We start from the raw sequence: 24,580 nt of genomic DNA on the forward strand, positions 1-24,580 counted from the left end.
CGTGTTATTCCGGCACCTTGAGCTCACCGAGCTGCTCCAGTGCCGGTGATACGGCGCCGGGTTCATACTGGGGATAGTGCACCCGGCCATCGCGAAAGCTTTTTAGCGTCTGCCCCAGGCCTTTCATTCCGCGCTCGCGCACCTGGGTAACTTTTTCCACATCTACCTCAAAAGCTACAATTTCTTCCTCAACCGAGGCCTCGTGAATGGTTTCACCTTCCGGGCCTACGATAATTGAGCGGCCCACACCCTGAGCGCCCGCGGAATTCACATCGACGATATAGCACTGGTTCATCGCTGCACTGGCACGCACCATGGACAGTTCATCCAGGCGATCGATGGTGTCGGTTTTGGTCGGGTGGATAATGACTTCTGCCCCCAGCCATACCATGGCGCGGGTGGTTTCCGGGAACCACATGTCATAGCAGATCGATACACCGAAGCGGCCGATTTCCGGCACATCGAACACCACAAACTGATCGCCGGCAGTCACACCTTTCTCATAGGGCAGGAAAGGATAGATCTTGCGATAGCGGGCAATCACTTCGCCTTCCGGGTTGATCACCGGGGTGGTATTGAACACCGCACTGCCACACTTTTCGTACATGGAACCCGGAATCAGCCAGATGCCCAGCTCACGTGCCGCGTGGCAGAAGGCTTCCTCCTCCGGAGACGGCAGTTCTCGGGCGTGTTGCGCACCCACACCGCGCAATGCCAACTCGCTCAATACAATCATCTTCACCCAGGGGTAGCGCAATTTTGTGCGCTGGATTTTCTGCAGTAGCAGTTCCAGATTGTCCGTCTCGTCAAGCTTCAGTTGCAGCGCGGCGATCCCGAAACTCCGGGATACGAAATTACTGGTTTTGCTACTCATCACACCGATTCCTGATTGCGCATTCTGTTTCTTATTGCCTGGGGCCATACTGGCCCAATTGGCAGAGTGGCTATAGGGCCAGATTTGAACCTGACATGAGTCCACAACGCGTTTTCGCGACTCAACAGCGTGTTCTGGAGCGGAGAGCAGGCATTTGGCCCCAACGCCGATGCCAATCTGGCACTATGGCTGGCCATGTAATAGGTTAGCGTTGGTCCGGGAGCTGGCCACTGATGCAACCAGCACTAACTGACAAGAACAATCCAATAAAGAGTCACCGGAGCAGGCATGCAAGAACCAGCCAACAGCGCAGCAACTGAAATCCCAGCCGCCCTTGCCGACGATGGTGGCACTCGCCCTGCTGCGGTCAGCAACGGCTGGGCGGCGAGTATTTTTCTCGCCTTTCTGTCTTCGGCCGGTCTGTACTATGTAAATATCTTCCCGGTCATTGTGGATGCGCTGATGGCCGGCGCCGGCCTGAGCGCGGAACAGGCCGGGCAGATTACCTTTGCCAATACCATGGGCGCGGTGATCGGGGCCTTTATCGTGTCCTGGCTGATTCGCCATATCCCCCGCTGGAAACGCGCCGCAGCCATTCTTCTGTGCTGTTCCATTGGCATGGATGTATTAACCATTCAGCTGGCAAATCTGGACCTGCTGATCCCCTTGCGACTGGTACACGGTGTTCTCGGTGGTGCGTTGGTAGGTCTGGGCTTTGCGGTGATTGCCCGCAGTGGTATCGCGGGGCGGAGTTACAGCATGGTGCTGCTGGTTCAATACACTGGCGGGGCTATCGGCGTGGGGTTCCTGCCTGCGCTGGTGGCAGAGCACGGCACTTATGTTCCATTCTTTGCACTGATTACGTTCAGTGCCATCACCCTGTGCATGCTGCCGCTGATTGCCGATTACCCACTACCGACGGAAGCGGAAAGCCGTGCGCATAAGGAAAATGCAACACCGTTACCCATGTTTCCCATCATAGTCACACTGGTTGCACTGTTCTGCTTCCAGTTCGCGAATATGGCCCTGTTCGCGTTTATTTTCGACCTCGGAAAAACTTTCCAGCTGCCACTCGGCTTTATCAGCCAGACGCTGTTCTGGGCTAACCTGATCGCCATCGGCGGCGCTGCGCTGGCCGCGGTCACCGGGCAAAAATACCCACTGGCCAAGCCGCTGGCAGCCGCGCTGGTAATTACGTTGCTGGGTTTGCTGCTGTTCGTATACAGCGATATTCGCCCGGTCTTTATCCTTGCGAACGTGGTAACCGGTATGACCTGGGCATTCTGCGTACCCTATTTCCTGACCATGGCTGCACGCTTCGACAGCGCGGGGCAGATGGGGGCGTTTGGTGGTTTTGCATCTAAACTGGGGTTGGCGTGCGGGCCGCTGTTTGCCGGGTATTTTATTACCGGCGGCGGCAGCTATACCCAGCTGATCATCCTGACCGTTGTGGTATTGGCTATCTGCATGGTCGCGATTCCGGCCGCCGCGCGGCTGGACCACGCCTCAACAAATTAAGCCCCGGCAAAATTACTCGTTGGCAATAATCGCCGCGTCGATCAGCTTGCCAGTTTCATTGAACCACTTGATCCGGTGACCATCGGTGACTACATGGAAGCTTGCCCTGCGGCCATAGGACCAGGTGCGCCACTGGCGCACCCACTGGTCGCCGTCGAGCCACCAGCGACCGGTGTCGGTCTCGTCCATCTCCACATCATTGCGGGAGTAACCGAGCATGGTGCCGTCGGGTTTGAGTTCAATACGGTAAGATTCTCCCAGGGTATTCGTGCCCAGGAAAATCGCTCCGGGCATTTCGCTCTGCAAGTCTTTTGCACTCAGGCGACGACCGCTAGCGACATCCAGGGTTTCCTCCTCAGCCTGTAGCTCCCCGTTAATCAGTTGCGCCAGCACCCGCACACCGCCCTCGATTTTATCTGCGTCGATGGCAGAAAAACCGAGACGCACAGCGCTGCCGTCACTGACCGGCTCCAGCAACAACCCGTTCCGTTCCGCGCTCATCTGTAATTGAGTCCCATCCATGTGTTCAGGCAACTCCAGCCAACAGGCGGTGCCGCAGCTGGCACGCCGAACCTTAAGCTTGGGCAGGTGATACATCAGCGCTTCGCCCAATGCGATCCAGCGCTCTTTCAATTGCTGAGTAATCTTGAATAGCGCCGCATCCAGATGCCCGGCTGCAACGAACTTTGCCAACAGGCGCTGGTTTAGCGCAGGTACGCGCTCGCGCAGCGTGTAACGCAACGCCCGCAATCGCTGGATAACCGGTTTGGGGGCGACCATAAAGGCCAGTTGCATACCGGGATCGATTACCTTGGGGAACTGGTAAAGGTAAATGACCGGGCTACCGCCCTCCATACTTTTCAGGGGAGGCAGTGGGTTTCCGTGGTAACAGAAGTCGTGATCGCAGTCGTTTTCGATGATCACCGCCTGCTGTTCTCGGGCCTGCTTCAGCAACCGTCGGCGCCGCTCCAGACTGCTGGTAACAGCGGTGGGATTATGTACATTGGGCTGCAGGTAGATACAGTCGGCAGCTTTCAGATTGTCGTCCAGTTGCGGTCCATCCGCATCCTGGGTAAGTGGAAGAATCTGTGCACCGGTGCGACGAAAGATCTCCCCGGTCTCACCAGCCACCGGTTGCACCAGCGCGAGTTTACGTTGACTGCCCAGCAGTAGCTCGCCCAAAAGATAACAGGCTTGTTCCATGCCACTGGTCAAAAGAATTTGCCCCGGGTCGACATAGATACCCCGGCGGGGCAAAAGGCGAGTACAGATTTGCTCAACCAGGTGCCGATCATCCTCGTTGTCACCCAGGGTAGCCCACTGGGCCACCTCCCTCGCCGTAAAGATATCCCGGGTGCACTCCCGCCACTCTGCGCCGGGGTACAGGCGCGGGTCATACTCATTACTGACAAACGGATAGGGGTATTGCAGCCAATTGGCTGGACGGGCCTGCAGGGCACGGCGGCTGACCGAGACTGGATTGCAGTGGCTGCGCCAGTAGCTGCGGTCGTCTTCATCCCGCTGAGGCGCACCCGCGTTGTGGCTGATAACGCCCTGCTGAGATACGGTCTCACTGACGTAAAAACCGCTGCGTTCGCGGGTTACCAAAAATCCGTCATCCACCAGTTGCTGGTATGCGAGCACCACGGTATTGCGAGCAACCCCAAGCTGCTCGGCCATACGCCGGGATGACGGCATTTTATGTCCGGCGGGTATGCTCCCGGACAGAATACCCTGGATCAGTTTTTCACGAATTTGCTGCTGCAGGCTTTTTTCCGCAGCGGGGTCGAGAACGATCAGTGCTTCGCTCATGTTTGGCTCGTTATATTTGTTATCGCCTAATTGGGATTCAACCGCTGAGGCAGTTTGCCGCGGGCCTGAGGGACATTCAAGGGCGGGCGTCAGTCCAGTGACACCAGCCCCGTACAGAAAATCTGGCGATCGCCAATCAGGTATGCGTTTTATGTGCCAATTTACGTAAGCGGAAGGCAAGCCAGACCAGAATGATACCGAAGGCGATGGCATAACTGCCGATCAACCACAATAGCGCCAGCGCGCCAGCACCAGGCTTGAGTAGTAATACCAGGCCAAAAATCACCGACAGAAAACCGGCAAATATCAGCAACCACTCGTGATCGATCTCCTTGCGCAGACGTACCGCGCCAATAATCTCGAATATGCCGCGCACCAGCGCCCAGGCACCGATGAAAATCACCAGTACCAGCGCGGTTACTTGAGGATAAATAAACGTGACGATACCCGCGGTAATACCGGTGATGCCCACGAACAACAGCCACCACAGGGATGAGCGACTGATCTGACCGCGCCCGGTAATCGCCCCGTAAATGGCCACAGCGCCATCCATCAGCGAGTAGACACCAAACAGGATGACCAGACTCAGTAGGGAAATACCGGGCCAGATAAAAGTGAGCACACCGAACAGGATAGCGAAGAGACCGCGCACCAGCGCCACCCACCAGTTGTCCGCCAGGGCGCGCAACAGCGGTCGGGTAGAAAGGTAATTGGAGGATGGATTCAGATCATTTTCTGTGGCCATAGCTCACTCCGGGCTAATTACATACACGGGAGCCGAAGTTTTAGTCTCTACAGACACAGAAAACGAGTTTATTTTTCCGGAAAGAGTAGCCCGTTCGTGCTATCAAACGCCCTGCAGGTACTCCGCCACATGGCGATACAGACGGCTGCACGCATCCGGCACCAGTTTCTCGACATTCATGAACGCGTGGATCATATCGTCGAAGTGCAGGTGCTCCGCATTGGCGCCACCCTCGCGTACCTTGCGCACATACTCCACGCCTTCATCGCGCAGCGCGCAGAACTCTGCAGTGACGACCAGGCTGGCCGGGAGCTTGCGGGTAAATTCCCCGTGCAGCGGTGAAACCTGCATCGGGTTTTCCGCATGCTTCAGGTAATTCTCGAAGTACCAGTGAATCTTTTCCTTCTCCAGCAGGTAGCCGCGGCCGTTTTCCTCGATGGACGGCGTCTGCATGGTGTAATCCAGGCTCGGATAAATAAGCACCTGGGCTTCGATGCAATGGGGCTGATGCTGTAGCAGACGGCTCGCGGATGCGCACAGGGCGCCGCCGCCTGAATCTCCCATCAGAATCCAGCGTCCGTTGTGGGGAATATTTTTTCTATCCAGCGCCGCGCCCAGATTGCGCACCACACTGAGCAGGTCGTTGAGCGCTGCGGGATAGGGATTTTCTGGAGCCAGGCGATATTCCACCGAGATCAGGGTGCGCCCGCAGGCCTCGGCAAAGCGGCGACAAATGGGGTCGTAGACGGACACGCTGCCCGCCATATGGCCGCCGCCGTGACAGTAAATGATGGCCGCACCGTCGCACTTTTCCTGCGACTGCGCTTTTGGCTGATAGATGCGCACCGGCACCGGGTATTCCCCCCCATGTACCAGGGTTTCGCACACCGGCATTTCCGGACCCGGCTCGACAAAGTTTGCCGTCAGATTGGCGAGGCTTTCCCGCGCGGAAATCGGGGTGGGCTCAAAACCGGCTTTCTTTAGCTCCGCGACCTGGGCATTGACTGCAACCAGCCACTCCGCGAGTTTGTGATCAAGCTGCCGCATTTTCTGCCTCCAGGTTTTCCGCTTCGATTTTTTTGCCGCTCTCCGGCAGCAGGAAAGAGAAGATAAACAGTGACGCCGAGCAGGCCACGGCAAAGTAGGCTGCACTGGCGGGTTCGCCGGTGGCGTCAGCCAGCAATCCGGCACCGTACATCAATACGGTTTCCACCCCGTAAGAAATGGACCAGAACATGGCAAAGGTGACGGTAATCCTCGCCGGTGTCATACCCGGCAACTCCTGCGGCAGGGTAACCAGCGCGGTCATTGGCAGGAACATGCAGAAGCCGGCGAGTGCGGCGGCAGAGTAGGCAATGATCGGATCGCGGCTGGTGACCATTAGCGCGGCAAAACCCACCAGTGCCAGGCCCGCGTAGCGCAGCACCGGCAGACGCAGTGCATAGCGCTTGGTGACGATGATACCGGCCACGGTACCTACCATGCCCGCGGCGATCATCACCGCGGAGAGATCGCTGCTCGCCACCGCAAACCCGTCGATCAGCGGGAACAGCGCGAATACCGCGATATAGCAGAACAACACGCCGCAATACGCCAGCGGCAGCCACCAGTTAAAGCCTTGCTTGATGCCCTGCTTGAAACCGTATTTTTCTTCCGGCTTGTTACCGCCGCCAGACAGCGAGAAATTCTCTGCACTGAGCCACCAGAGCACCCCCAGCGCCAGCACCATCACCCCATACAGTACTACCACCGATTGCCAGCTGCCGAGCCAGGTGAGCAGGGTGGTGGTGGACAGCAGCGCGAGCAGGTTACCGGTATTGAATGCAGCGGCGTTGATACCGTTGATCAGGGGACGTTCTTCGGGGGAGAAATAGTGCAGTACCACCGGTGCGAAGTAGACGATGGCGAGCGCACCGCCGAGCCCCAGGGCCAGGCGCGACAGCAGCCAGCCACCGTAGCTACCGGCGAGGGCACCGAGGCCGCCGGCGGCAATCAGGATAATCGCGAGGGCAAAGGCGCGCTTGGCGCCGAGACGCATCAGCAGCGCGGCGGCGGCGAGGTTGCCGACGATCTTGGCGATGGTGATGACGTTGCTGCCCCAGGTGGCATTGGCAAAGCCTTCCTCTCCAAAAGACGCCTGAATGGCGGGGGTGAGAATGGCGCCGGATACCCAGCTCGCAGCGAACAGCGCGTAGGCGCTGAACATCAGTATTTCCAACAGGTATTTTTTCATCGCTCTGATACCACTTGTTATTATTCCGGATATTACGCTTCAGACTGCGCGTGAACACGCCCCCTGCCTATACGACCTTGGTCGCATCGGCAGCGCGGATACTCTGCTGCAGCAGGGCGCGCAGGGCTGCGGGCCGCAGGGGCTTCTGCAGGAATTGCCAACCGGCCTGCTGCGCGCGGGTTTTGACGGTATTGGTGTTTTCTGCGGAGATAATCACGCAGGGCACATCGCCGTCCCAGCGTTGCAGTAACTCCGCCGCCAGGTCGATGCCGTTATCGCCATCGTCCAGGTGGAAATCCATCAACAGCAGTTCCGGCTCCGGTGCTGCCAGGGCCTCAGCCCGGTTCTGGGCACAGTGCACGGTGCAGCCCCAGCCACCCAATAATGCGGCCATGGCCTCGAGGATGGAGGGCTCGTTATCCACACACAGAACCCGCAGATCCAGCGCAACACCGCGCCCGCTACCCCGTTTGACCCGGCGCTGGGCATCCACTCGCGCCGTGGCGCGGGGCAGGCGCACCCGGAACACACTGCCGCAACCGGGCACCGAGGCGAGTGCGATGGGCGCATTGAGCAGACGACACAGGCGCTCCACGGTGGCGAGGCCGAGACCGTAGCCGTGCTGTCGCTGGCTTGAAGAATCCTTCGGCGTGAGACGGCAGAACTCGCGGAAAATCGCCTGCTGCTGATCCGGCGCAATGCCCTCACCGGTATCCCACACCTCCAGGGAAACGCCGTCGCCCCTGCGGCGGGCACCGATCAGGACTCCGCCCTCGCGGGTATATTTCACCGCATTGTCCAGCAGGTTCTGCACCACGCGCCGCAGCATTTTTTCATCGCTCTGCACCCACAGGTGGCTGCGCCGATAGCGCAGGCGAATGCCGCGACTCTCTGCCGCTAGGCGCGCCTGAGCCACCGCGTCGTCGAGGATGCTGTCGAGGGACACCGGTGCGAAGCTGGGCTTGATATCCCCCGCGTCCATACGCGCGATCTGCAGCATATCGGTGATCAGGGTTTCCGCCGCGGCCAGCGCACTGTCTGCGCGGGTGAGCAACTGGCGACTGTTGTCTTCCAGCGGGTGTGCGGCCAGTGCATCAATAAACAGTCGACTGGCGTTGAGCGGTTGCACCAGGTCATGACTGGCGGCGGCGAGGAAACGGGTCTTGCCAGCACTGGCTTCCTGCAGCTCGTGGTTCAGGGTCTGCAACTCGTCATTCACACTTTCCAACTCGGCGGTGCGATGGGCCACCTTGTGCTCGAGGGAGTTGCGGATATCGGTGAGCTCCGCCAGCGCGCGCTGGTAGTCGGATACATCGGTATAGGTAGTTACAAAGCCGCCGCCGGGCAGCGGGTTGCCGCGAATTTCCAGCACCGTGCCGTCGGTGCGGTTGCGCTGCACCCGGTAGGCGGTGCCGTTGCGCAGGTGCTCCACGCGCTTGTTCACATGATCTTCCACCACACCCGGGCCGCACTCACCGCGGCTCGCGTTGTAGCGCACCAGCTCTGCCACCGGGCGGCCCACGTAGATCATCTCCGGCGGATAGTGGAACAGCTCCAGATAGCGGCGGTTCCAGGCCACGAGATTGAGGTTGGCATCCACCACCGAGATACCCTGATCGATATTGTCGATGCTGCTCTGCAGGAGTCCGCGCCCGAACTGGTAGATATCCGACGCCTGGTCCAGTTGCTGGGCGGCGATCTCCGGTTCACTCAGCTGGCGTACCAGGCGCCGGGCACTGGTACTGCCGACGATACCGGCGAGGATTTTCTCCACCGCATCGCGGAACTGCTCCGCCGAAGCGCGCGGTTTTTTGGGCTCGCTGTTTTCGAGCACCGGCGCCAGCGCGCGATCCGCCGCATCCTCACCCACAAAACGCGCCAGCAGCTGGCGCAGGCGCGCGCGATCCACCGGAGCCACGTCTGCGACGGCACTGCCCGGCAACCAGCGCTGCTGCAACAGGGAACAGGCAATCAGCGCGGCGGCATTGATACCCAGGCCGAATACGCAGGCGATGGAGAGCGGGCTCCAGGCGAGCCCCAGTGCACCGGCAATCCAGTCCTCGCCACCCAGGGCTGACGGCAGTGCAGACAGCGCCCACACCAGGGTGCCCAGCAGCAGTCCTGTCACCACGCCCGCGGCGCGCAATCGCGGCCAGCGCGCAGGCCAGGTGACCGCCGCAATCATCGCCGGCGCCAGCTGTGCCGCCAGCGCCAGGGACAGAAGACCAAAGGTACCGAGGCTGACCCCGGAGCCGATCAGTTCGCTGACGCCGAAGGCCGCCAGCATCAGCAACCCAATAATGACCCGTCGCACCCGCCGCAGGTCGCTCCCCAGGGCGACGCCCGCCGGGCGCTGCTGCAGGCGCTTCAGCCACCAGGGCACGATCATGGTATTGGCAATCATGGTGGACAGGGCGATGGTGGCAATAATCACCATGCTGGAGCCGGCGGACAGGCCACCGACGAAGGCCAGCAGCGCCAGCCACGGGATGCCGCTTTCCAACGGAACCCCGAGAACAAAGCGCTCCGCATTGGTATAGCTCTCCGGCAGCCACAACATGCCGCCGTAACCCACCGCCAGCACAGCAGCAGACACCAGGGCCAGATACAGCGGGATCAACTTGCGCACCGGGCCGATATCCCGCTCGTCGTCACTCTCGATCATCAGGATATGGAACTGACGGGGCAGGCAGAAAATGGCCGCCATCCCCAGTATCACCACCGCCAGGTAGCCAGTGTCGCCGGGACGGGCCTCGGCGATCGCAGCGACTTTTTCACTCGCCAGCGCCGCGCGGGTCAGGTCCGCTGCGCCATCGAAAGCGCTGTACACCACAAACCAGGCCACGGCGATCAGCGCGCCGATCTTCACCAGCGCCTCGAAGGCTACCGCCAGCAACATACCGTTGCGGTGCACACTGCTGTCGATATGACGGGTGCCGAACAGCACTGCAAACAGTCCCAGGGTGACACTCACCACCCCGGTCACCACCGAGGCACTGATGCCCCGGTCTTCCACGTTCTGGGCCAGCAGCAGAAAGCTGTCCGCCACCGCGCGCAGCTGCAGGGACAGATAGGGCACGATGGCCACTACCGCGAGCAGGGCAACCACTGCCGCGAGCCACTGGGAGCCGCCGTACTGGGCGCTGATAAAGTCCGCGATGGAGGTGGACCCCTGCTGCTTGGACAGGCGCACAAAGCGCATCAGCAGGGGGGCGCCGAAGACCAGCATCAGGCTGGCACCGACAAAGGTGGGCGGCAGCAGCCAGCCCTCGGTCACCGCCTGGGCGGGCACACCGAAAAACATCCAGGCACTGGTATAGGTCCCGGCCAGGGCCAGCAACAGGGGCTTTAGCGGACGGATACGCCCGGCCGGCAGCCGGTCACCCCAGAAGGCGATAGCAAACAGCAGCAGCAGATAGATCAGGCCCACGGCGGCCAGCAGGGAGAGACTGAACAATTGGCGCCTCATTCATTATTTTGGTTATTATTGAAAGACTACCCTATCGACTGTTTTTTGTCCTGCTCTGACTACGACCCGGGCTTCATACCTTGGTCTAGCAGGCAAGGCTCTACACAGAAGATACAGTGCAGATCCGTAACTTAGATAAAAACCATAACTACTGGTGATCGGAGAGAGCCATGCGCAAAACGATAAAGTTCAACCCCCTCGCCGTAGGTGTCATGCTCGCCTGCGGTGCCAGCTTCGCCTACGCCGAGCCACAGCTCGAAGAAGTAACCGTAACCGCGCAGAAGCGCGAGCAGTCCCTGCAGGAAGTACCGGTGGCGGTAACTGCATTCGGTGAAGACCAGCTGCTGGAAAACGGCGTAGCCGACCTCAGCGATATCCAAAAGCTCACCCCCAATACCACCCTGCAGGTGAGCCGCGGTACCAACTCCACCCTCACCGCCTACATCCGAGGTATCGGCCAGCAGGATCCGCTGTGGGGCTTCGAGCCGGGCGTTGGTATCTATGTGGACGACATCTATGTAGCCCGTCCCCAGGGCGCGGTAATGGATGTGTTCGATGTGGAGCGTATCGAAGTGCTGCGCGGCCCGCAGGGCACCCTGTACGGCAAGAACACCATCGGCGGCGCGGTCAAATATGTAACCAAAAAGCTGAGTGGCGACACTGAATTCCGCGTCCGCGGCGGCGTGGGCTCCTACAACCAGCGCGACCTGGTACTGAGCGGCCAGACTGGTCTGTCCGACACCGCGGCCGTGGGCTTCGCGGTAGCCAGCTACCAGCGCGATGGCTTCGGTGAAAACATCAACACCGGTGCTGAAAACTACAACAAAGACATCCTGAGCGGCCGCGTTTCCCTGGAGTTCAACCCGTCTGAAGACCTGTGGATCCGTCTCGCGGCGGACACCACCAAAGACGATTCCAACGCGCGCTTCGGTCACCTGATGTTCACCAACCCCTACGGTGGTGAAGAACCCCTGGATAATGTCTACGATCACCGCTCCAACATGCCGTCAGACAACTCCGTCGAAAGCACCGGCATGTCCCTGACTGCCGAGTGGAACCTGTCTGAAAGCGTTACCGTGAAGTCCATTACCGCTTCCCGCAGTGGCGAGACCAGAACCAATATCGACTTCGACAGCAGCCCACGCCCGGATTTCGATGTTCCCGCGTACTATGACGACGACCAGTTCACCCAGGAATTCCAGCTGGCGTGGAATGGCGACAATGCCAACCTGGTATCCGGCATCTACTATTACGAAGGCACCGCTGCCGGTGGTTTCGATGCAGTACTGGATATCTACAGCATTCTGCTGCCGACGGTCTTCCCGAACGGCCTGACCCAGAATGTCAGCGGTAGCGTGGATACCGAAAGCCTTGCGGTGTACGCCAACTACAACCGTTCTCTTACCGATAAGCTGAACCTGATTGTCGGCGGCCGCTACACCCGCGATGAAAAATCCGCGCGCGTTTTCAAGGCCAACTACGACGGACTGTACTCGCCGATGTTTGCCGACCACTTCGAAGGCACCGCGGCCAATCCAAACCCGATCGGTATCCTGACCGACTATACCAACGGCGACAGCTGGGGACAGTTCTCACCCAAGGCCGGTCTGGACTACATCGTATCCGAAGACACCATGGTTTACGGTAGCTTCAGCTCTGGCTTCAAGAGCGGTGGCTTTGACATGCGCGGCGACGCAAGTGTGAATCCGGAAACCGAAGAAGGTTACGATCCGGAAACTGCAAATACTTTTGAAGTCGGTATCAAAACCGAACTGTGGAATAACCGCATCCGTCTGAATGCGGCTGCCTTCCACACCGACTACGAAGACATGCAGGTAACCGTGCAGGACTTCTCCACCGAGACCCAGGGCTTTGCTAGCTCCGTGGTAAACGCCGGTGAAGCGGAAATCCGTGGCTTCGAACTGGAGATGATGGCCAGTATCACCGACCGCCTGACTTCCAACATCGTGCTCGGGTATACCGACGGCGACTACATCGAGGTAATGACCTACGACACTGCCAGCGGAGAGAAAGTGAACGTAGCGGATATCTGGGACAACCTGCAGTACAGCCCCGCCAAAACCGCACTGGGCCAGCTGAGCTACAGCATGGATATGCTGGGCGGTGAGCTGGTACTGAACGGCTCCCTGTCCTACCGTGACGGCATCCAGATTTACGCGGCACCCAGCGCACTGGATAGCGATTCCGTTACCCTGCTGGACGCCGGTGCCACCTACTTCAGCGCAGACGGCAATTGGCAACTCTCGCTGCAGGGTAAAAACCTGCGCGAAGAGGAGTACCGCAATGCGGGCTATAACTCAGCCGGCCTGGTTACTGGTTACTACGGCGCGCCCCGCACCATCGCACTCACAGGTAGTTACAACTTCTAATCACGTCCTCCTTGCATTGTTGTGAATAGCATTAATGGGGCCCCTCGGGCCCCTTTTTTGTTGCCGCCTTCTCATCCCGCACTGTCGCCTCGATCTCCGTATCGGCGCACCTTTTCTTAAATTGGCGCTAAATATCACACTTTGGCAGCGGACTCTTCTAGGCTGAAAAGTGAGGGCGGCAGTGAAGCACCCTCGAATCAGCCACCGAGGTATCCGCGTGCAGAAATTGAGTAGTATTCTGCTGACTGCGGCGATAGCGACAGGAGTTGTTGCCGGTTGTACGTCAACCGAGCCGAGGGAAAGTCAAGCCAACCGTGCTTTCAGCAGCGCGGTCCCCCCACATATGAACCCCGCCCACATGTCGGTGAGATCTTCCGACCGCAGGCCGAGGAGTGGCCGCCGCGATGCGCCGCGCTCCCTCAACGTCAATGGCACCCGCTTCCGGTGCTTCGAACAGGAACTGGATTCAAAAGTCGTCGTGCGCTGCGTGCGACAGTCGTAATCCTCCGAGCGGTACCTGTGCGGGCGCTGGCGCCCGCCGATACCCGTTTCTGTGACCATTTCCGCCACAAGCTGTCGCCGCTGTCCTCTCGCTCTGGCCGGGGATGACTAAGCTACATCTATCTGCAAGCAGGGAGCGGAAGGTAATGAACAGAGTAATCCCGGTATGGCTGATGGGCTTCGCCATCGTCATCGCCGGCTGTATGAACATGGATGGCAAGGACTCAGGCCCGACCCAGACCCCGGGCTCGCTGAGCAGTGTGTGCGGCGACAAGTGGGAAATGCGCCTGCTGCGCATCAATGGACAGGCGATTCCGGTGGACCAGCCGCGGGAATTCACCTTCCTGTGTAACAGCGACGGCGAGGCCATGGGGAAAAGTGGTATCAATACTTACCGCGGCGCCATGCAGGTGACCAGCAATGGCCAGGTTCTGTGGGACACCGACAGTTTCGCATCCACCAAAATGGCCGGTCCTCCGCAGTTGATGGAGCAGGAAACCCAGTACCTGCGCGCCCTGTCCGGCACCCGCCAGGCCTTTGTGAAAAGTGGCGGCGGTCGCCTGATCCTCCGGGACGTGTCCGGGGATATCTATATCGAATACATCAAGGCGGGCAGCTGACGGCAGCCCGCCGCTTTCCCGGCTCCTTCCCTTCCACCCACACACCACTGTCACCACGACAACGGTAATTGCAGTCGCTGTCAGTTACCGGATAGACCGGTTGGGTCACAGACACCCGCCGGCAATTGGTGTTAAATGGCGCAAATACCCACCGGATGGAACAAATGCACCGCCCGTTTCTGCCGCCACAACTCAACCTTACCCGTGCACTGCGCGCGCACGCGGTCCTGCTCGCTCTGCTGTTTACGGGCCTAACTCTCTCCGGCTGCGGCAGCAGCGACACCCAGCCATCGGCAATGCGCGCCACCGATAGCGACGCCATTTGCGAGCGTCAGTGGCTGCTGGATACGCTGTCCATCGATGGACGCGAACACAAGTCCCGAATGTTCTGGCAGAAGATGTGGCGCGATCGCCCCTACCTGGGTTGTGACAAGCTCGGTTTTGTGCGCGGCAGTGCCGGCTCCAACCCCTATCTGGGCAAGTTCCGGCTGAGCGACGGCGGCACCATCCAATGGCTCAAGCCACCGACGATTTCCCGCATGGTGGGTCGACGCAAGAGTAGCGAACTGGAGAAAGACTTTCTGCTGGCACTACCGCGCGTATCCCACGCGCACGCCCGCGGCGATACCCTGGTTCTGGAAGGCGACGACGGCACCCGGCTGGAGTTCAAGCAGACCGGTGAAGTCCCCCCGCCATCCCGCTAAAGCCACTCCCGCATAAACGCCCTCTGCCACACACAGGCAGACATAAAAAAAGCGGCCAATATGGCCGCTTGAAGTGTCATTCAAGAAGAGTCCCGATTCGCAAGTGCGATGCCCGGGACCAATCCTCCAACCGGAGGCACCTCCAAACTCGGAAGCAAAAAATCACCAATTCAATTGGTGCGATGCAAAGAGAGAAGAACAACGAAAACTGATTCGGTTGGCGATGAAGCAACCGGACAAGCGAAATTTCGTTGTGGGAATAGAGTAGGTGCCAGACGTGACAAACAGATTACGAACCGGGAAATTTTCCCAATAGCCCGCGAAAATACCTGCGCGCACGTCTGATATTTCTGTGTTGCGTTACGGGCGCGAGCGACGCTGGTGCTGCTCCAGGTTCTGCTGGCGTTTGCGCTCGCTCTTGCGCAGCAGCAGGTAAGTGGCCCCCAGGCCACCGTGTTGTTTCTGCGCACTGTGGAAAGCCAGCACCTCGGGCAGTTGCGGCAACCAGGCGTTGACACAGCTCTTCAACAGCGCGGGCTGCTTGCGACCCTCGCCCTTGCCGTGGGTCACCAGTGCGCAGCGCACGTCCGCATCCATGCAATCCCGTATAAACTGGTACAGGGCGCGGCGGGCCATCTCGATGGTGTGATGGTGCAGGTCCAGGCGCGCGTCCACGGTGTACTTGCCCAGGCGCAGATTGCGGTAAACCCCGTTTTGCACACCGTCGCGTTTGAATTCGATGGGATCCCACGGATCCACCGGCTCCACGAACTCACCACCGAGGGGGTTCAGCTCGCGTGCGGTCTGCGCGGTGGCCGCCTCTCTGCGGGCGCGCTGGTTGAGGGTATTGGCGGCAGTGTCGCGGTCGTCTGTGCGTAGCGCGGACTGACGGTGCTTGGGCGCCAGCGGCTTTACGTCGCCCAATGCGCCCATTGCGCCGCGAAAATCTTCCACATCGCTGTTATCCACAGTGTCCCCCGCTTACCTCTTGCCGACTGTAGGTACCGGCGAGTCTGCTCAGGGATCGAGAAACAGATCCACTGCCAGTTCACCGGCCTTGGCGGGATTGTGCGCATATTCGGTGAAATCTTCCACCCCGCGTTCGTGCAGCAGGGTCTCGTCGATCAGCTGGGCGCCGTTCAGGCCCCGGTTACTGGTGATCAGCACCTCGTAAGCGGCGTCCGCCATCACCAGAGGTTTGCGGCTTTGCTCGAACATTTCCCGGCTGCCCACGGCGAACTCGATGGCCGCGGTCGCTACCAGGGTACGCGGCCACAGGGTGGCGACGCTGATATTGGTTTCGCGCAGCTCCTCTGCCAACCCCATGCTGAGGATGGTCATGCCGAACTTGGACAGCGCGTAGGGCGCGAAGGGCCCGAGCCAGCGCGGCTCGAGGTTCAGTGGCGGTGACAGGCTGAGAATGTGCCCGCACTCGGACTGTTTCAGGTAGGGAATCGCCAGGTGCGCGGTGAGGTACACGGCGCGGGCATTGATATCCATCATCAGGTCGTAGCGCTTGGGCGGTGTGGACTCGACGTTGGTCAGGTTGATGGCACCGGCATTGTTGATAACCGCGTCGATACCACCAAAGGTGTCCGCAGTTTTCTTCAGTGCCTCGGCGACCTGTTCCTCTTCGCGCACGTCCACCTGCATCGGCAGGGCCTTGCCGCCGGCAGCCTCAATCTCTTCGGCAACGGTATAGATGGTCCCCGGGAGTTTGGGGTGCGGCTCTGCGGACTTGGCTGCAATGGCGATGTTGGCGCCATCGGCAGCACATTTGAGGGCGATGGCGCGGCCGATGCCGCGGCTGGCGCCGGTGATGAAGATGGTTTTGCCTTTGAGGGCGCCGGTGTTTTCAGTGAGGGTGATCGCGTCGCTCATGACAGGCGCTCCCTTGGGGTTGCGAGTGTGATTATGTGATATCAACCGACCTCGCAGATGACCACTGCGGGGCCGTATATGTCCTTGAAGGTCTGCGGCATCCGCTTGGGTTTGCCGCTGGAGAGTTCGATACACACCATCTGCCAGGTGGCGCGCAAGATCAGTGCCTGGTCGCTGGCGCGGAAAACCTGGAACTTACGGGTCATGTTTAGACGGCCGTCGACCTTGGTGAGCCAGGTGCCGATCAGCAGCTCATCGCCCTCTCTTGCGGCCAGTATATAGTCGTATTCGGCCTGGCGAATGGCCATTCCCCGGTCCATCGACTGGTAATTAGTGACATCCAGCCCCAATTCCAGACTGTGCGACCAGGCTGCGCGCTCACACCAGCGTACGTATTCGGCATTGTTGGCGTGGTGCAGACCATCAACGTGTTCGGGCTTTACCTGGACACTTTGAATGTAAGGGGTTGGAAGGTCCCAGTTCATGGGGTTTGTACTCCGTAGGCTGGTGCGTGGTGGCTCTGCTGCCCGAGCATCACAGATTCGCGCATTACCGAAAAACCGAGCAATTTAACAAGCCCTGCAACTGCTGGACATTACTTCAGACACAAAAAAGGCCCCCGAAGGAGCCTTTTTTGACAAGAGAACCGGGCCTTAGGCGTCGGTCTTCTCTTCGCCTTGCTCGGCCTGCTGTTGCGCCTGCTGCATGGCAGCCGCGAACAGGGCGTCGAAGTTGATCGGCGGCAGCATCAGGGCGGGGAAGGAGCCCTTGGTCACAATGTTGTCTACCACTTCGCGCGCGTAGGGGAACAGGATCTGCGGGCAGGCAGTGTTCAGCGCCTGGGCCAGCTGCTGGCCTTCCAGACCCTTGATGCCGAACAGGCCGGCTTGCTGTACTTCCACCAGGAAAGCGGTTTCTTCTTCAACCTTGACGGTAATGGTCAGGGTCAACGCCACTTCGTACAGATCTTCGTCGATCTTGGCGGTTTTGGTGTTCAGTTCCTGGTTTACCTGGGGTTTCCACTGCTTTTTGAAAACCTCTGCACCCATCGGAGTCTCGAAGGACAGGTCTTTCAGGTAGATACGCTGCATCGCGAATTGTACTTGTTGTTCGCCGTTTACTGCAGCGCCGTTTTGTTCTTCAGCCATGTTACTGCCTGCTTAAAAAAAGTTTATTTACTGCCTTCCCTGAAAGAAGACTCCCTGTATGGGTCTTACTTATGGGGGCCTCGAAATACCCTTTCAAGGCATGTCACTGAAAATTCTTGTACTTGACGCGAGGCTTCACGCAAGTAATTGATCCAGCTCTCCGCTGCGCTCGATGGCCATCAGTTCATCGCAACCGCCAACGTGTTTTTCGCCAACCCAGATCTGCGGCACCGTGTGGCTGCCCGCCTTAGCGGTCATTTCTGCACGCAGCTCGCGGTCGCCGTCTACCGAGATTTCGGTGTAGGGGACATTCTTGTTATCCAGCAGGTATTTCGCTCGGATACAGAAGGGGCAGAAGCGGGTGGTGTAGATGACAACTTCTTTCACAGACGGAAAACCTCTTTGCTTGCTTTACCTGACCGAACGGGACTCTTCAGTTCCAGTCTCGTTCGGTCGAGCCAATTCAGCGCCGGCGCGTGCCGGCCAGAGTGGGATCAGCCCTTCACCAGCGGGAGCTTCTGGTTCGCCCACTCGGACATACCGCCTTCCAGGCGGCGCACGGTGTAGCCCGCCTTTTTCAGCTGACGCCCGACCGGGCCCGCGTGCTGGCCGATCTTGTCCGCCAGGATCAGGGTCTTTTCTTTATAGGGTGCGAGTTCGCCGATGCGCTTCTCGATATCCCCGTGGGGGATATGGATGGCATCGACGATGTGTCCGGCAACGAACTCGGCGCGATCGCGCAGATCCACCACCCGGGCATCCTCAGTATTGATCAGTCGGGTGGCCTCGTGGGCCGACGCGGGTTTGCCCGCTTTGATACGTTCGGTAATTGCCAGCGCATACACCAGCGCCACCAACAGACTCACCAGCAGCCACTGCTCGCTGATAAAGACGAAAAAGTCCACTCCGCCCCCGGAAAATTAAGTTTGTTGTTCTGAATTCGACCACTGACGCATCAGTCGGCCGCGTTTGCACCGGTATTGTAAAACAACCCAACCGGCAGCTCGAAGGTGGCGCAGTATACACGACCATGGCCAAATCTTAACCAGCAATTTCACTGCCGAAAGCCGAGGAATGCTGGTTAATACCTGACCTCAGGCCCGGAAACAGGTTAAAATCCGCCACCTGCGGTAAAACTCCCTATACGAGTTCCGTCCTCTGGCAATGACGCCGACCGATCACCCATCAACCCAACACAGGAATTCCGATCCCATGGCATCCGAGTCTTCGCCCAAACGCCCCGTGGTACTGCTGATTCTGGACGGCTTCGGCCACAGTGAGCACTCCGAGCACAACGCCATTGCGGCGGCGAACTCCCCGGTATGGGACCAGATCTGGGCCACCCGCCCGAAAACCCTGATCCAGACTTCAGGCATGGCGGTAGGCCTGCCGGAAGGCCAGATGGGCAACTCCGAAGTGGGCCACATGACCCTCGGCGCCGGCCGCGTGGTGTACCAGAACTTCACCCGCATCAACAAGGCCATCAAGGACGGCGAGTTCTTCAAGAACCCCGCCTACACCGCCGCGGTCGACAAGGCCATCGTCAATAACGGCGCGGTGCACATCATGGGCCTGCTGTCCGACGGCGGTGTGCACAGCCACGACGACCACATTGTGGCAATGGCCACCCTGGCTGCCCAGCGCGGCGCCAAGGCAATCTATATCCACGCGTTCACCGACGGCCGCGACACCGCACCGCGCAGTGCGGAGGCCCCGCTGGCACGCCTGACCCAGGTCTGTGACGCCCTGGGCAATGCCCGTATCGCCAGTATCTCCGGCCGCTACTTTGCCATGGACCGCGACAACCGCTGGGACCGTGTACAGCCGGTTTACGACCTGATGACTCAGGGTATTTCCAAGCACCAGGCGGCAGACGCCCTCGCCGGACTCGCCGCCGCTTACGCCCGCGATGAGAACGACGAGTTCGTGGCGCCGACCCGGATTGGCGACGCGGCACCGGTCAAAGACGGCGACGCGCTGATCTTTATGAACTTCCGCCCGGACCGCGCCCGCCAGCTGACCCGCGCCTTTACCGACCCGAACTTCGACGGCTTTGCCCGCGCGGTCACTCCCAAGCTAGCGGATTTCGTAATGACCACGGAATACGCCGCCGATATCGACGCCAGCTGTGCCTTCCCGCCGGAAAACCTGGTCAACACCTTTGGTGAGTACCTGCAGAACCAGAACAAGACCCAATTGCGTATCGCCGAGACAGAAAAGTACGCACATGTGACCTTCTTCTTTAGCGGTGGCCGCGAAGAGCCCTACAATGGCGAAGAGCGCATCCTGATCAAATCCCCGGATGTGGCCACCTACGACCTGCAGCCGGAAATGAGCGCGCCGGAAGTGACCGACAAACTGGTAGCCGCAATCGAGAGCGGCAAGTTCGACGCGATCATCTGTAACTACGCCAACGGCGACATGGTCGGCCACACCGGTGTATTCGAGGCCGCGGTAAAAGCGGTGGAAGCGCTGGACACCTGTGTCGACCGCGTAACCAAGGCAGCCCTGGCCGCCGGTGGTGAGGTACTGATCACCGCCGACCACGGCAATGTGGAAGAGATGTTCGACGCCGGCTCCGGCCAGGTCAGCACCCAGCACTCCACCCTGCCGGTGCCGTTTGTGTATGTCGGCGCGCGCGATGTGAGCATGCGCGATGGCGGCAGCCTGGCCGACGTGGCACCGACCATGCTGGCATTGATGGGCGTACCGCAGCCTGCTGAAATGAGCGGCGAGCCGCTGGTAAAACTGGGCTAATCAAACACCAAGGCACGCCGTATTATGACAGCCAAACACAATGGAAGTGTTGCACCCAAAATAACCAATTACGAAAAAAACCAGCGATTCAATCCGCTGGTTTCATGGCTGCATTCTTTCCGGCATGCACACGCACTTCAGTCCATCGAGACGCTGGCAGTGCCGCATCCGGACCGGCCCCTAAAGGTGGTAGAAATAGGGTGTGCGCACGGACAGCTTTTCCCGGCTGTAAACCAACGTTACAACATTGATTATGTTGGCATTGAACCCTGGCATAAATTTGTAAAGCGCGCGAATGCCCATTATGGCGAGCACCCAAATTTCAAAGTGATTCAAGGTTATGCTGAAGATCACTTCGACGTGTTGGCAAATGCCGATGTCATCGTTGCGCTCGAAACACTGGAACATATCCCAGAGCATACCGTGGTCAGAATTGTGGAAGCGGTCGCCGCAGCCAAGCCCAAGCTATTTATTTGCTCGGTTCCCGTTGAGGTCGGGCCTGCAATCTGGCTGAAAAATATTGGCTCTTTCTTTTGCGGTTACATGCGCCACAAGGAGTACACCTGGAAAGAAACCTTTTGGGCCGGACTGGGGCAGTTGGACAAACTGCCCCCCCACGGAACAGATCACAAAGGTTTCGACTGGCGCTGGCTTGCACAGACGATCAGGCATAACCTGAAAATTTTAAAGCTTCGCCGTTTTCCTTTCGGCCTTGCGCCTGCACAGTTCAGCTCTTCTGTTTTCTTTATTTGTGAGCCGTACAAAACATGAAATCCGAATACCGAAAAATTACTAAATCACTCACACTAGGATTTCTCCTCCTTTTCCCATCTTTATCCTTTGCGGCAGACGAAGAGCAGCAAGCGCGGCTGGCGGAAATCAAGCAGCGTATCGAGTCTTTGCAGGAGGAGCTGAACCAGGTTAAGGGTGAGCGCGATCAGCTGCTCAAGGATCTGGAGTCCAACGAGAAAGACATCTCCGAGCTGCTGCAGCGGATCGACAAGATCAAGTCGGACATGCAGAGCCGCGGCGAGAAGCTGCAGGAATTGAAGCGGGAAGAAAAGCAGCTGGAGGAATCCCGGCGAAGTATGCAGCGGCGGGCCGAGCAGGAAGTCGCCGCCGCATACCGACTCGGTCGCCAGGAGCAGATCAAGCTGCTCCTCAACCAACAAGATCCCCAGCACATCGCCCGCCAACTCCGCTACCACGACTACTTCCTCAAGCAACGCAGCCAAGTCATCGGCGAATACGTCAACACCCTCGATCAACTCAACACTGTCAGCGCCGGCATCCAGCGCGAACAGGACACCCTCGCCCGCGAACGCGACCAGCTGGAACAGAAACGCCGGGCACTGACCAGCGCGCAGCAGTCGCGCCAGCGCACCCTGGACAAACTGGCGAAGCAGCTGGCGAGCAAAAGCGGAGAACTCAATCAGCTGCACAGTGATCGCAGCCGCCTGCAGCGCCTGGTGGATGAAGTCGGCCGCGCCATCGCCAGCCTGATCAATCCCAGCGACCAGACGCCATTTGCCAAACAGCGCGGACGCATGCAGTGGCCAACCAGCGGACGCCGCGCCAACGCCTTTGGCCAGCGCCGCGCCAATGGCATCACCTGGACCGGCGTTACCCTGCGCGCTAACGAGGGCGCCCCGGTAAAGGCGATCCACCGCGGGCGGGTGGTCTTTTCCGATTACCTGCGCGGCCAGGGCATGCTGATCATTCTCGACCACGGCGACGGCTACATGAGCCTGTACGGCCACAACCAGTCCCTAACCCGCGCCATTGGTGAGTGGGTGGAAAGCGGCGACACCATCGCCCGCGTGGGCAACACCGGCGGCATGAGCCAGGCGGGCCTCTATTTTGAAATCCGCCGACACGGCAAACCCCAGGACCCCACCGCCTGGTGTCGACGCTGAGCTTGCTCCGCACCCGCAATCCGCTAACACACTTCCCCTTGCAGTTTCATTCCCCGCACTGACACGCCGGTTCACTTCCCCGCCAACTTCAAACCTGCGGGGAGTGCCGGGTCTACAATTCTCAGTGAACATCACGAATTCTCAGCCGAATTTGCGGGCGGCCCGAGTTACGGGCATCCCACGGTGTAGCTAGTAGCTAATAGCTAGTGGCTAGAAAGTAACGATAAATGCCAAGGACGTGCAGATTATGTTCACCCCAAAATTGCTGGCTCGCCTGCTAGGCGCGGCAGCTCTCACCGCTCTGCCGCTGATGGGACTCAGCCAGGGCGACAGCGAGCGCGCATCGCTGGAAGCCGAATCCCGCCTGCCTCTCGAAGACCTGCGCAGTTTCGCCAAAGTGTTCGAGCAGATACGCCAGGGCTATATCAATGAGGTGGACGACAGCACCCTGCTGGAATACGCCATCAAGGGCATGTTGCAGGGGCTGGACCCGCACTCTGCCTATCTCGACAGTCGGTCCTTTGATGACCTGCAGGCGAATACCACCGGTGAGTTTGCCGGACTGGGTATCGAGGTCGGTGTCGAGGATGATTACATCACCATCATCACGCCCATGGACGGCACGCCCGCGGAACGCGCCGGACTGCGCGCCGGGGATGTGATCCTGCGCCTGTCGGGCAAGTCCATGCGCGGCGTCAGCCTGGACCAGGCGGTGGAGAAAATGCGCGGCCCGGTGGGTTCCTCGGTGACTCTCACCATCGGCCGCAAGGGACACAAGGAGCCCTTCGACGTCACCGTCAAGCGCGACAAGGTGCGCGTGTACAGTGTGCGCGGGGAAATGCTCGAAGAGGGGTACGGCTATCTGCGCATCAGCCAGTTCCAGCTGGATACCGGTGGCGACCTGATGCGGGCAATGAAAAAGCTCAAAAAAGAGGGTGAGCTGAAAGGCCTGGTGGTCGACCTGCGCAACAATCCCGGCGGGGTGCTGCAATCTTCGGTGGAAGTGGTCGACGCCTTCCTCGAGGAGGGACTGGTGGTCTACACCGAAGGCCGCAACGAATCTTCCAACCTGCGCTATTCCGCCAGTGCCGGTGACGTCACCGACGGCGCACCGCTGGTGGTACTGATCAACGATGGCTCCGCCTCGGCGGCGGAAATCGTGGCGGGCGCATTGCAGGACCACCGCCGCGCCGTGGTGATGGGTACAGACAGCTTTGGCAAGGGCTCGGTACAGACGGTCATCCCGATCAACGATGAACGGGCAATCAAGCTCACTACCGCGCTCTACTTCACCCCCAAGGGACGCTCCATCCAGGCCCAGGGCATCAAGCCGGATATCACTGTTGAGCGTGTGAAGGTGACCCGGATGGATGGCCGCGCACGCACCACGGAAGCGGATCTGGCCGGGCACCTGGGCAATGGCAACGGCGGTGAAGAAAGCGGATCGGAAGACCGCAAGCGCGCCAAGGCGAAACAGGACGACTGGTACAGCCGCGACAATCAGGTGTTCGAGGCACTGAATGTGCTCAAAGGCCTGAACCTGTACGTGCGTCGTGCGCCGGCTGCGAGCGAGGAAAGCAGCGCGCCGGCAGCGAAGGATCAGGTGGCGCGGATTCGCGCCGAGGATCTGTAATCTTCGCGTATTCCCGCAAACCGCACCCGGTTTTTGGCTAGTCTTTAAATTGGGTGCGGTATTCCACTGTCGAGTATTCGGCACAGTGGAAGCAGTGAAAGTGGTAACGGAAGCAGTAGCGAGGTAGTCATGCAGCGGTATCGTCGTGGCGAACAGGGGGAATCCATCCCTCCCCGTGCTGACCGTTTTTTCAAACTGGATGACGACTGGTATTTCACCGTACGCGGTGGCAATACGTTCGGTCCATTCGCCTGCAAGGCGGAAGCACAGAAGGCGGTGGAGCGATTCCTCAATCCACTGACAGAATACTCCGGAAATGTACGCCCGTTTGGCAGCCAGCGCGCAAGGCGCTGGCACAATGCACACAAGTTCTGATTGC

At 59.4% G+C, this 24,580-nt stretch carries 21 protein-coding genes; 9 read left to right on the forward strand and 12 right to left on the reverse strand.

The window, feature by feature from the left end; all coding sequences use genetic code 11:
• Positions 1 to 4: 4 nt before the first annotated feature.
• Entirely contained in the window at positions 5 to 874 is an 870-nt protein-coding gene (locus tag ACONT6_RS15960) for a carbon-nitrogen hydrolase family protein (protein ID WP_428819414.1), read from the reverse strand.
• Between the two features lie 288 nt (positions 875 to 1,162).
• On the opposite strand from ACONT6_RS15960, the gene ACONT6_RS15965 reads away from it, so the two are divergent.
• Positions 1,163 to 2,392 (forward strand): MFS transporter, encoded by a 1,230-nt coding sequence (locus ACONT6_RS15965; RefSeq protein ID WP_428819415.1) that lies wholly within the window; start codon positions 1,163 to 1,165, stop codon positions 2,390 to 2,392.
• A gap of 12 nt (positions 2,393 to 2,404) precedes the next feature.
• On the opposite strand, the gene ACONT6_RS15970 is transcribed toward ACONT6_RS15965, so the two are convergent.
• From ACONT6_RS15970 to ACONT6_RS15990, 5 genes are all read right to left on the reverse strand, one after another.
• Positions 2,405 to 4,204: a PLP-dependent aminotransferase family protein gene (locus ACONT6_RS15970; RefSeq protein WP_428819416.1), complete on the reverse strand. Its 1,800-nt coding sequence runs from the start codon at positions 4,202 to 4,204 to the stop codon at positions 2,405 to 2,407.
• 136 nt (positions 4,205 to 4,340) lie between these two features.
• The gene (locus ACONT6_RS15975) at positions 4,341 to 4,949 is read right to left on the reverse strand and encodes an HdeD family acid-resistance protein (protein ID WP_428819417.1); all 609 of its coding nucleotides are present in this window, start codon (positions 4,947 to 4,949) and stop codon (positions 4,341 to 4,343) included.
• A 102-nt stretch (positions 4,950 to 5,051) separates the two neighbouring features.
• Positions 5,052 to 5,996, reverse strand: coding sequence for an alpha/beta hydrolase (locus ACONT6_RS15980; protein ID WP_428819418.1), 945 nt, complete (start codon positions 5,994 to 5,996; stop codon positions 5,052 to 5,054).
• On the reverse strand, positions 5,983 to 7,182 hold the full coding sequence (locus ACONT6_RS15985; RefSeq protein WP_428819419.1) for an MFS transporter: 1,200 nt from the start codon (positions 7,180 to 7,182) through the stop codon (positions 5,983 to 5,985). The genes ACONT6_RS15980 and ACONT6_RS15985 overlap by 14 nt, the downstream gene beginning before the upstream one ends.
• Before the next feature lie 67 nt (positions 7,183 to 7,249).
• The gene (locus ACONT6_RS15990) at positions 7,250 to 10,651 is read right to left on the reverse strand and encodes a hybrid sensor histidine kinase/response regulator (RefSeq protein ID WP_428819420.1); all 3,402 of its coding nucleotides are present in this window, start codon (positions 10,649 to 10,651) and stop codon (positions 7,250 to 7,252) included.
• A 170-nt stretch (positions 10,652 to 10,821) separates the two neighbouring features.
• On the opposite strand from ACONT6_RS15990, the gene ACONT6_RS15995 reads away from it, so the two are divergent.
• The 3 genes from ACONT6_RS15995 to ACONT6_RS16005 all read left to right on the forward strand — a co-directional run bounded on the left by ACONT6_RS15995 (position 10,822) and on the right by ACONT6_RS16005 (position 14,866).
• Positions 10,822 to 13,041, forward strand: coding sequence for a TonB-dependent receptor (locus tag ACONT6_RS15995; protein WP_428819421.1), 2,220 nt, complete (start codon positions 10,822 to 10,824; stop codon positions 13,039 to 13,041).
• A gap of 647 nt (positions 13,042 to 13,688) precedes the next feature.
• Positions 13,689 to 14,162: an META domain-containing protein gene (locus tag ACONT6_RS16000; RefSeq protein ID WP_428819422.1), complete on the forward strand. Its 474-nt coding sequence runs from the start codon at positions 13,689 to 13,691 to the stop codon at positions 14,160 to 14,162.
• 164 nt (positions 14,163 to 14,326) lie between these two features.
• Entirely contained in the window at positions 14,327 to 14,866 is a 540-nt protein-coding gene (locus ACONT6_RS16005) for an META domain-containing protein (RefSeq protein WP_428819423.1), read from the forward strand.
• Positions 14,867 to 15,226: 360 nt separating this feature from the next.
• On the opposite strand, the gene smrA is transcribed toward ACONT6_RS16005, so the two are convergent.
• From smrA to ACONT6_RS16035, 6 genes are all read right to left on the reverse strand, one after another.
• Positions 15,227 to 15,835: a DNA endonuclease SmrA gene (smrA, locus tag ACONT6_RS16010; RefSeq protein ID WP_428819424.1), complete on the reverse strand. Its 609-nt coding sequence runs from the start codon at positions 15,833 to 15,835 to the stop codon at positions 15,227 to 15,229.
• A 48-nt stretch (positions 15,836 to 15,883) separates the two neighbouring features.
• Positions 15,884 to 16,747 (reverse strand): SDR family oxidoreductase, encoded by an 864-nt coding sequence (locus ACONT6_RS16015; protein ID WP_428819425.1) that lies wholly within the window; start codon positions 16,745 to 16,747, stop codon positions 15,884 to 15,886.
• Between the two features lie 41 nt (positions 16,748 to 16,788).
• Positions 16,789 to 17,232, reverse strand: coding sequence for an acyl-CoA thioesterase (locus tag ACONT6_RS16020; protein WP_428819426.1), 444 nt, complete (start codon positions 17,230 to 17,232; stop codon positions 16,789 to 16,791).
• A 168-nt stretch (positions 17,233 to 17,400) separates the two neighbouring features.
• The gene (gene secB / locus ACONT6_RS16025) at positions 17,401 to 17,895 is read right to left on the reverse strand and encodes a protein-export chaperone SecB (protein WP_078084414.1); all 495 of its coding nucleotides are present in this window, start codon (positions 17,893 to 17,895) and stop codon (positions 17,401 to 17,403) included.
• Between the two features lie 135 nt (positions 17,896 to 18,030).
• The gene (gene grxC / locus ACONT6_RS16030) at positions 18,031 to 18,282 is read right to left on the reverse strand and encodes a glutaredoxin 3 (protein WP_078084413.1); all 252 of its coding nucleotides are present in this window, start codon (positions 18,280 to 18,282) and stop codon (positions 18,031 to 18,033) included.
• A 107-nt stretch (positions 18,283 to 18,389) separates the two neighbouring features.
• Positions 18,390 to 18,800: a rhodanese-like domain-containing protein gene (locus ACONT6_RS16035; RefSeq protein WP_428819427.1), complete on the reverse strand. Its 411-nt coding sequence runs from the start codon at positions 18,798 to 18,800 to the stop codon at positions 18,390 to 18,392.
• Between the two features lie 307 nt (positions 18,801 to 19,107).
• Between ACONT6_RS16035 and gpmI the strand changes: the two genes are divergently transcribed.
• The 5 genes from gpmI to ACONT6_RS16060 all read left to right on the forward strand — a co-directional run bounded on the left by gpmI (position 19,108) and on the right by ACONT6_RS16060 (position 24,576).
• Positions 19,108 to 20,652: a 2,3-bisphosphoglycerate-independent phosphoglycerate mutase gene (gpmI, locus tag ACONT6_RS16040; protein WP_428819428.1), complete on the forward strand. Its 1,545-nt coding sequence runs from the start codon at positions 19,108 to 19,110 to the stop codon at positions 20,650 to 20,652.
• Between the two features lie 24 nt (positions 20,653 to 20,676).
• A complete protein-coding gene (locus ACONT6_RS16045; protein WP_428819429.1) occupies positions 20,677 to 21,423 on the forward strand; it encodes a class I SAM-dependent methyltransferase in 747 nt (248 codons plus the stop codon).
• Positions 21,420 to 22,568, forward strand: a complete 1,149-nt coding sequence (locus ACONT6_RS16050; protein WP_428819430.1) for a murein hydrolase activator EnvC family protein — start codon at positions 21,420 to 21,422, stop codon at positions 22,566 to 22,568. Before ACONT6_RS16045 ends, ACONT6_RS16050 begins: the two co-directional genes overlap by 4 nt.
• Before the next feature lie 247 nt (positions 22,569 to 22,815).
• Entirely contained in the window at positions 22,816 to 24,201 is a 1,386-nt protein-coding gene (locus ACONT6_RS16055) for a S41 family peptidase (protein ID WP_181255045.1), read from the forward strand.
• 129 nt (positions 24,202 to 24,330) lie between these two features.
• On the forward strand, positions 24,331 to 24,576 hold the full coding sequence (locus tag ACONT6_RS16060; RefSeq protein ID WP_181255044.1) for a DUF6316 family protein: 246 nt from the start codon (positions 24,331 to 24,333) through the stop codon (positions 24,574 to 24,576).
• The last annotated feature ends 4 nt before the right edge of the window (positions 24,577 to 24,580 follow it).

This window comes from Microbulbifer sp. MCCC 1A16149, assembly GCF_050368945.1.
Lineage (GTDB): Bacteria > Pseudomonadota > Gammaproteobacteria > Pseudomonadales > Cellvibrionaceae > Microbulbifer.

What these genes read in the sequence shown, in the direction of transcription:
- ACONT6_RS15960 (WP_428819414.1), bottom strand. Translation starts at nt 874, where the DNA reads ATGAGTAGCAAAACCAGTAATTTCGTATCCCGGAGTTTCGGGATCGCC.
- ACONT6_RS16050 (WP_428819430.1), top strand. Translation starts at nt 21,420, where the DNA reads ATGAAATCCGAATACCGAAAAATTACTAAATCACTCACACTAGGATTT.
- ACONT6_RS15980 (WP_428819418.1), bottom strand. Translation starts at nt 5,996, where the DNA reads ATGCGGCAGCTTGATCACAAACTCGCGGAGTGGCTGGTTGCAGTCAAT.
- secB (WP_078084414.1), bottom strand. Translation starts at nt 17,895, where the DNA reads ATGGCTGAAGAACAAAACGGCGCTGCAGTAAACGGCGAACAACAAGTA.
- ACONT6_RS16055 (WP_181255045.1), top strand. Translation starts at nt 22,816, where the DNA reads ATGTTCACCCCAAAATTGCTGGCTCGCCTGCTAGGCGCGGCAGCTCTC.
- ACONT6_RS16060 (WP_181255044.1), top strand. Translation starts at nt 24,331, where the DNA reads ATGCAGCGGTATCGTCGTGGCGAACAGGGGGAATCCATCCCTCCCCGT.
- ACONT6_RS15990 (WP_428819420.1), bottom strand. Translation starts at nt 10,651, where the DNA reads ATGAGGCGCCAATTGTTCAGTCTCTCCCTGCTGGCCGCCGTGGGCCTG.
- ACONT6_RS16020 (WP_428819426.1), bottom strand. Translation starts at nt 17,232, where the DNA reads ATGAACTGGGACCTTCCAACCCCTTACATTCAAAGTGTCCAGGTAAAG.
- ACONT6_RS15995 (WP_428819421.1), top strand. Translation starts at nt 10,822, where the DNA reads ATGCGCAAAACGATAAAGTTCAACCCCCTCGCCGTAGGTGTCATGCTC.
- ACONT6_RS16000 (WP_428819422.1), top strand. Translation starts at nt 13,689, where the DNA reads ATGAACAGAGTAATCCCGGTATGGCTGATGGGCTTCGCCATCGTCATC.
- gpmI (WP_428819428.1), top strand. Translation starts at nt 19,108, where the DNA reads ATGGCATCCGAGTCTTCGCCCAAACGCCCCGTGGTACTGCTGATTCTG.
- ACONT6_RS16015 (WP_428819425.1), bottom strand. Translation starts at nt 16,747, where the DNA reads ATGAGCGACGCGATCACCCTCACTGAAAACACCGGCGCCCTCAAAGGC.
- ACONT6_RS16005 (WP_428819423.1), top strand. Translation starts at nt 14,327, where the DNA reads ATGCACCGCCCGTTTCTGCCGCCACAACTCAACCTTACCCGTGCACTG.
- ACONT6_RS15985 (WP_428819419.1), bottom strand. Translation starts at nt 7,182, where the DNA reads ATGAAAAAATACCTGTTGGAAATACTGATGTTCAGCGCCTACGCGCTG.
- ACONT6_RS15975 (WP_428819417.1), bottom strand. Translation starts at nt 4,949, where the DNA reads ATGGCCACAGAAAATGATCTGAATCCATCCTCCAATTACCTTTCTACC.
- ACONT6_RS16045 (WP_428819429.1), top strand. Translation starts at nt 20,677, where the DNA reads ATGACAGCCAAACACAATGGAAGTGTTGCACCCAAAATAACCAATTAC.
- ACONT6_RS15970 (WP_428819416.1), bottom strand. Translation starts at nt 4,204, where the DNA reads ATGAGCGAAGCACTGATCGTTCTCGACCCCGCTGCGGAAAAAAGCCTG.
- ACONT6_RS15965 (WP_428819415.1), top strand. Translation starts at nt 1,163, where the DNA reads ATGCAAGAACCAGCCAACAGCGCAGCAACTGAAATCCCAGCCGCCCTT.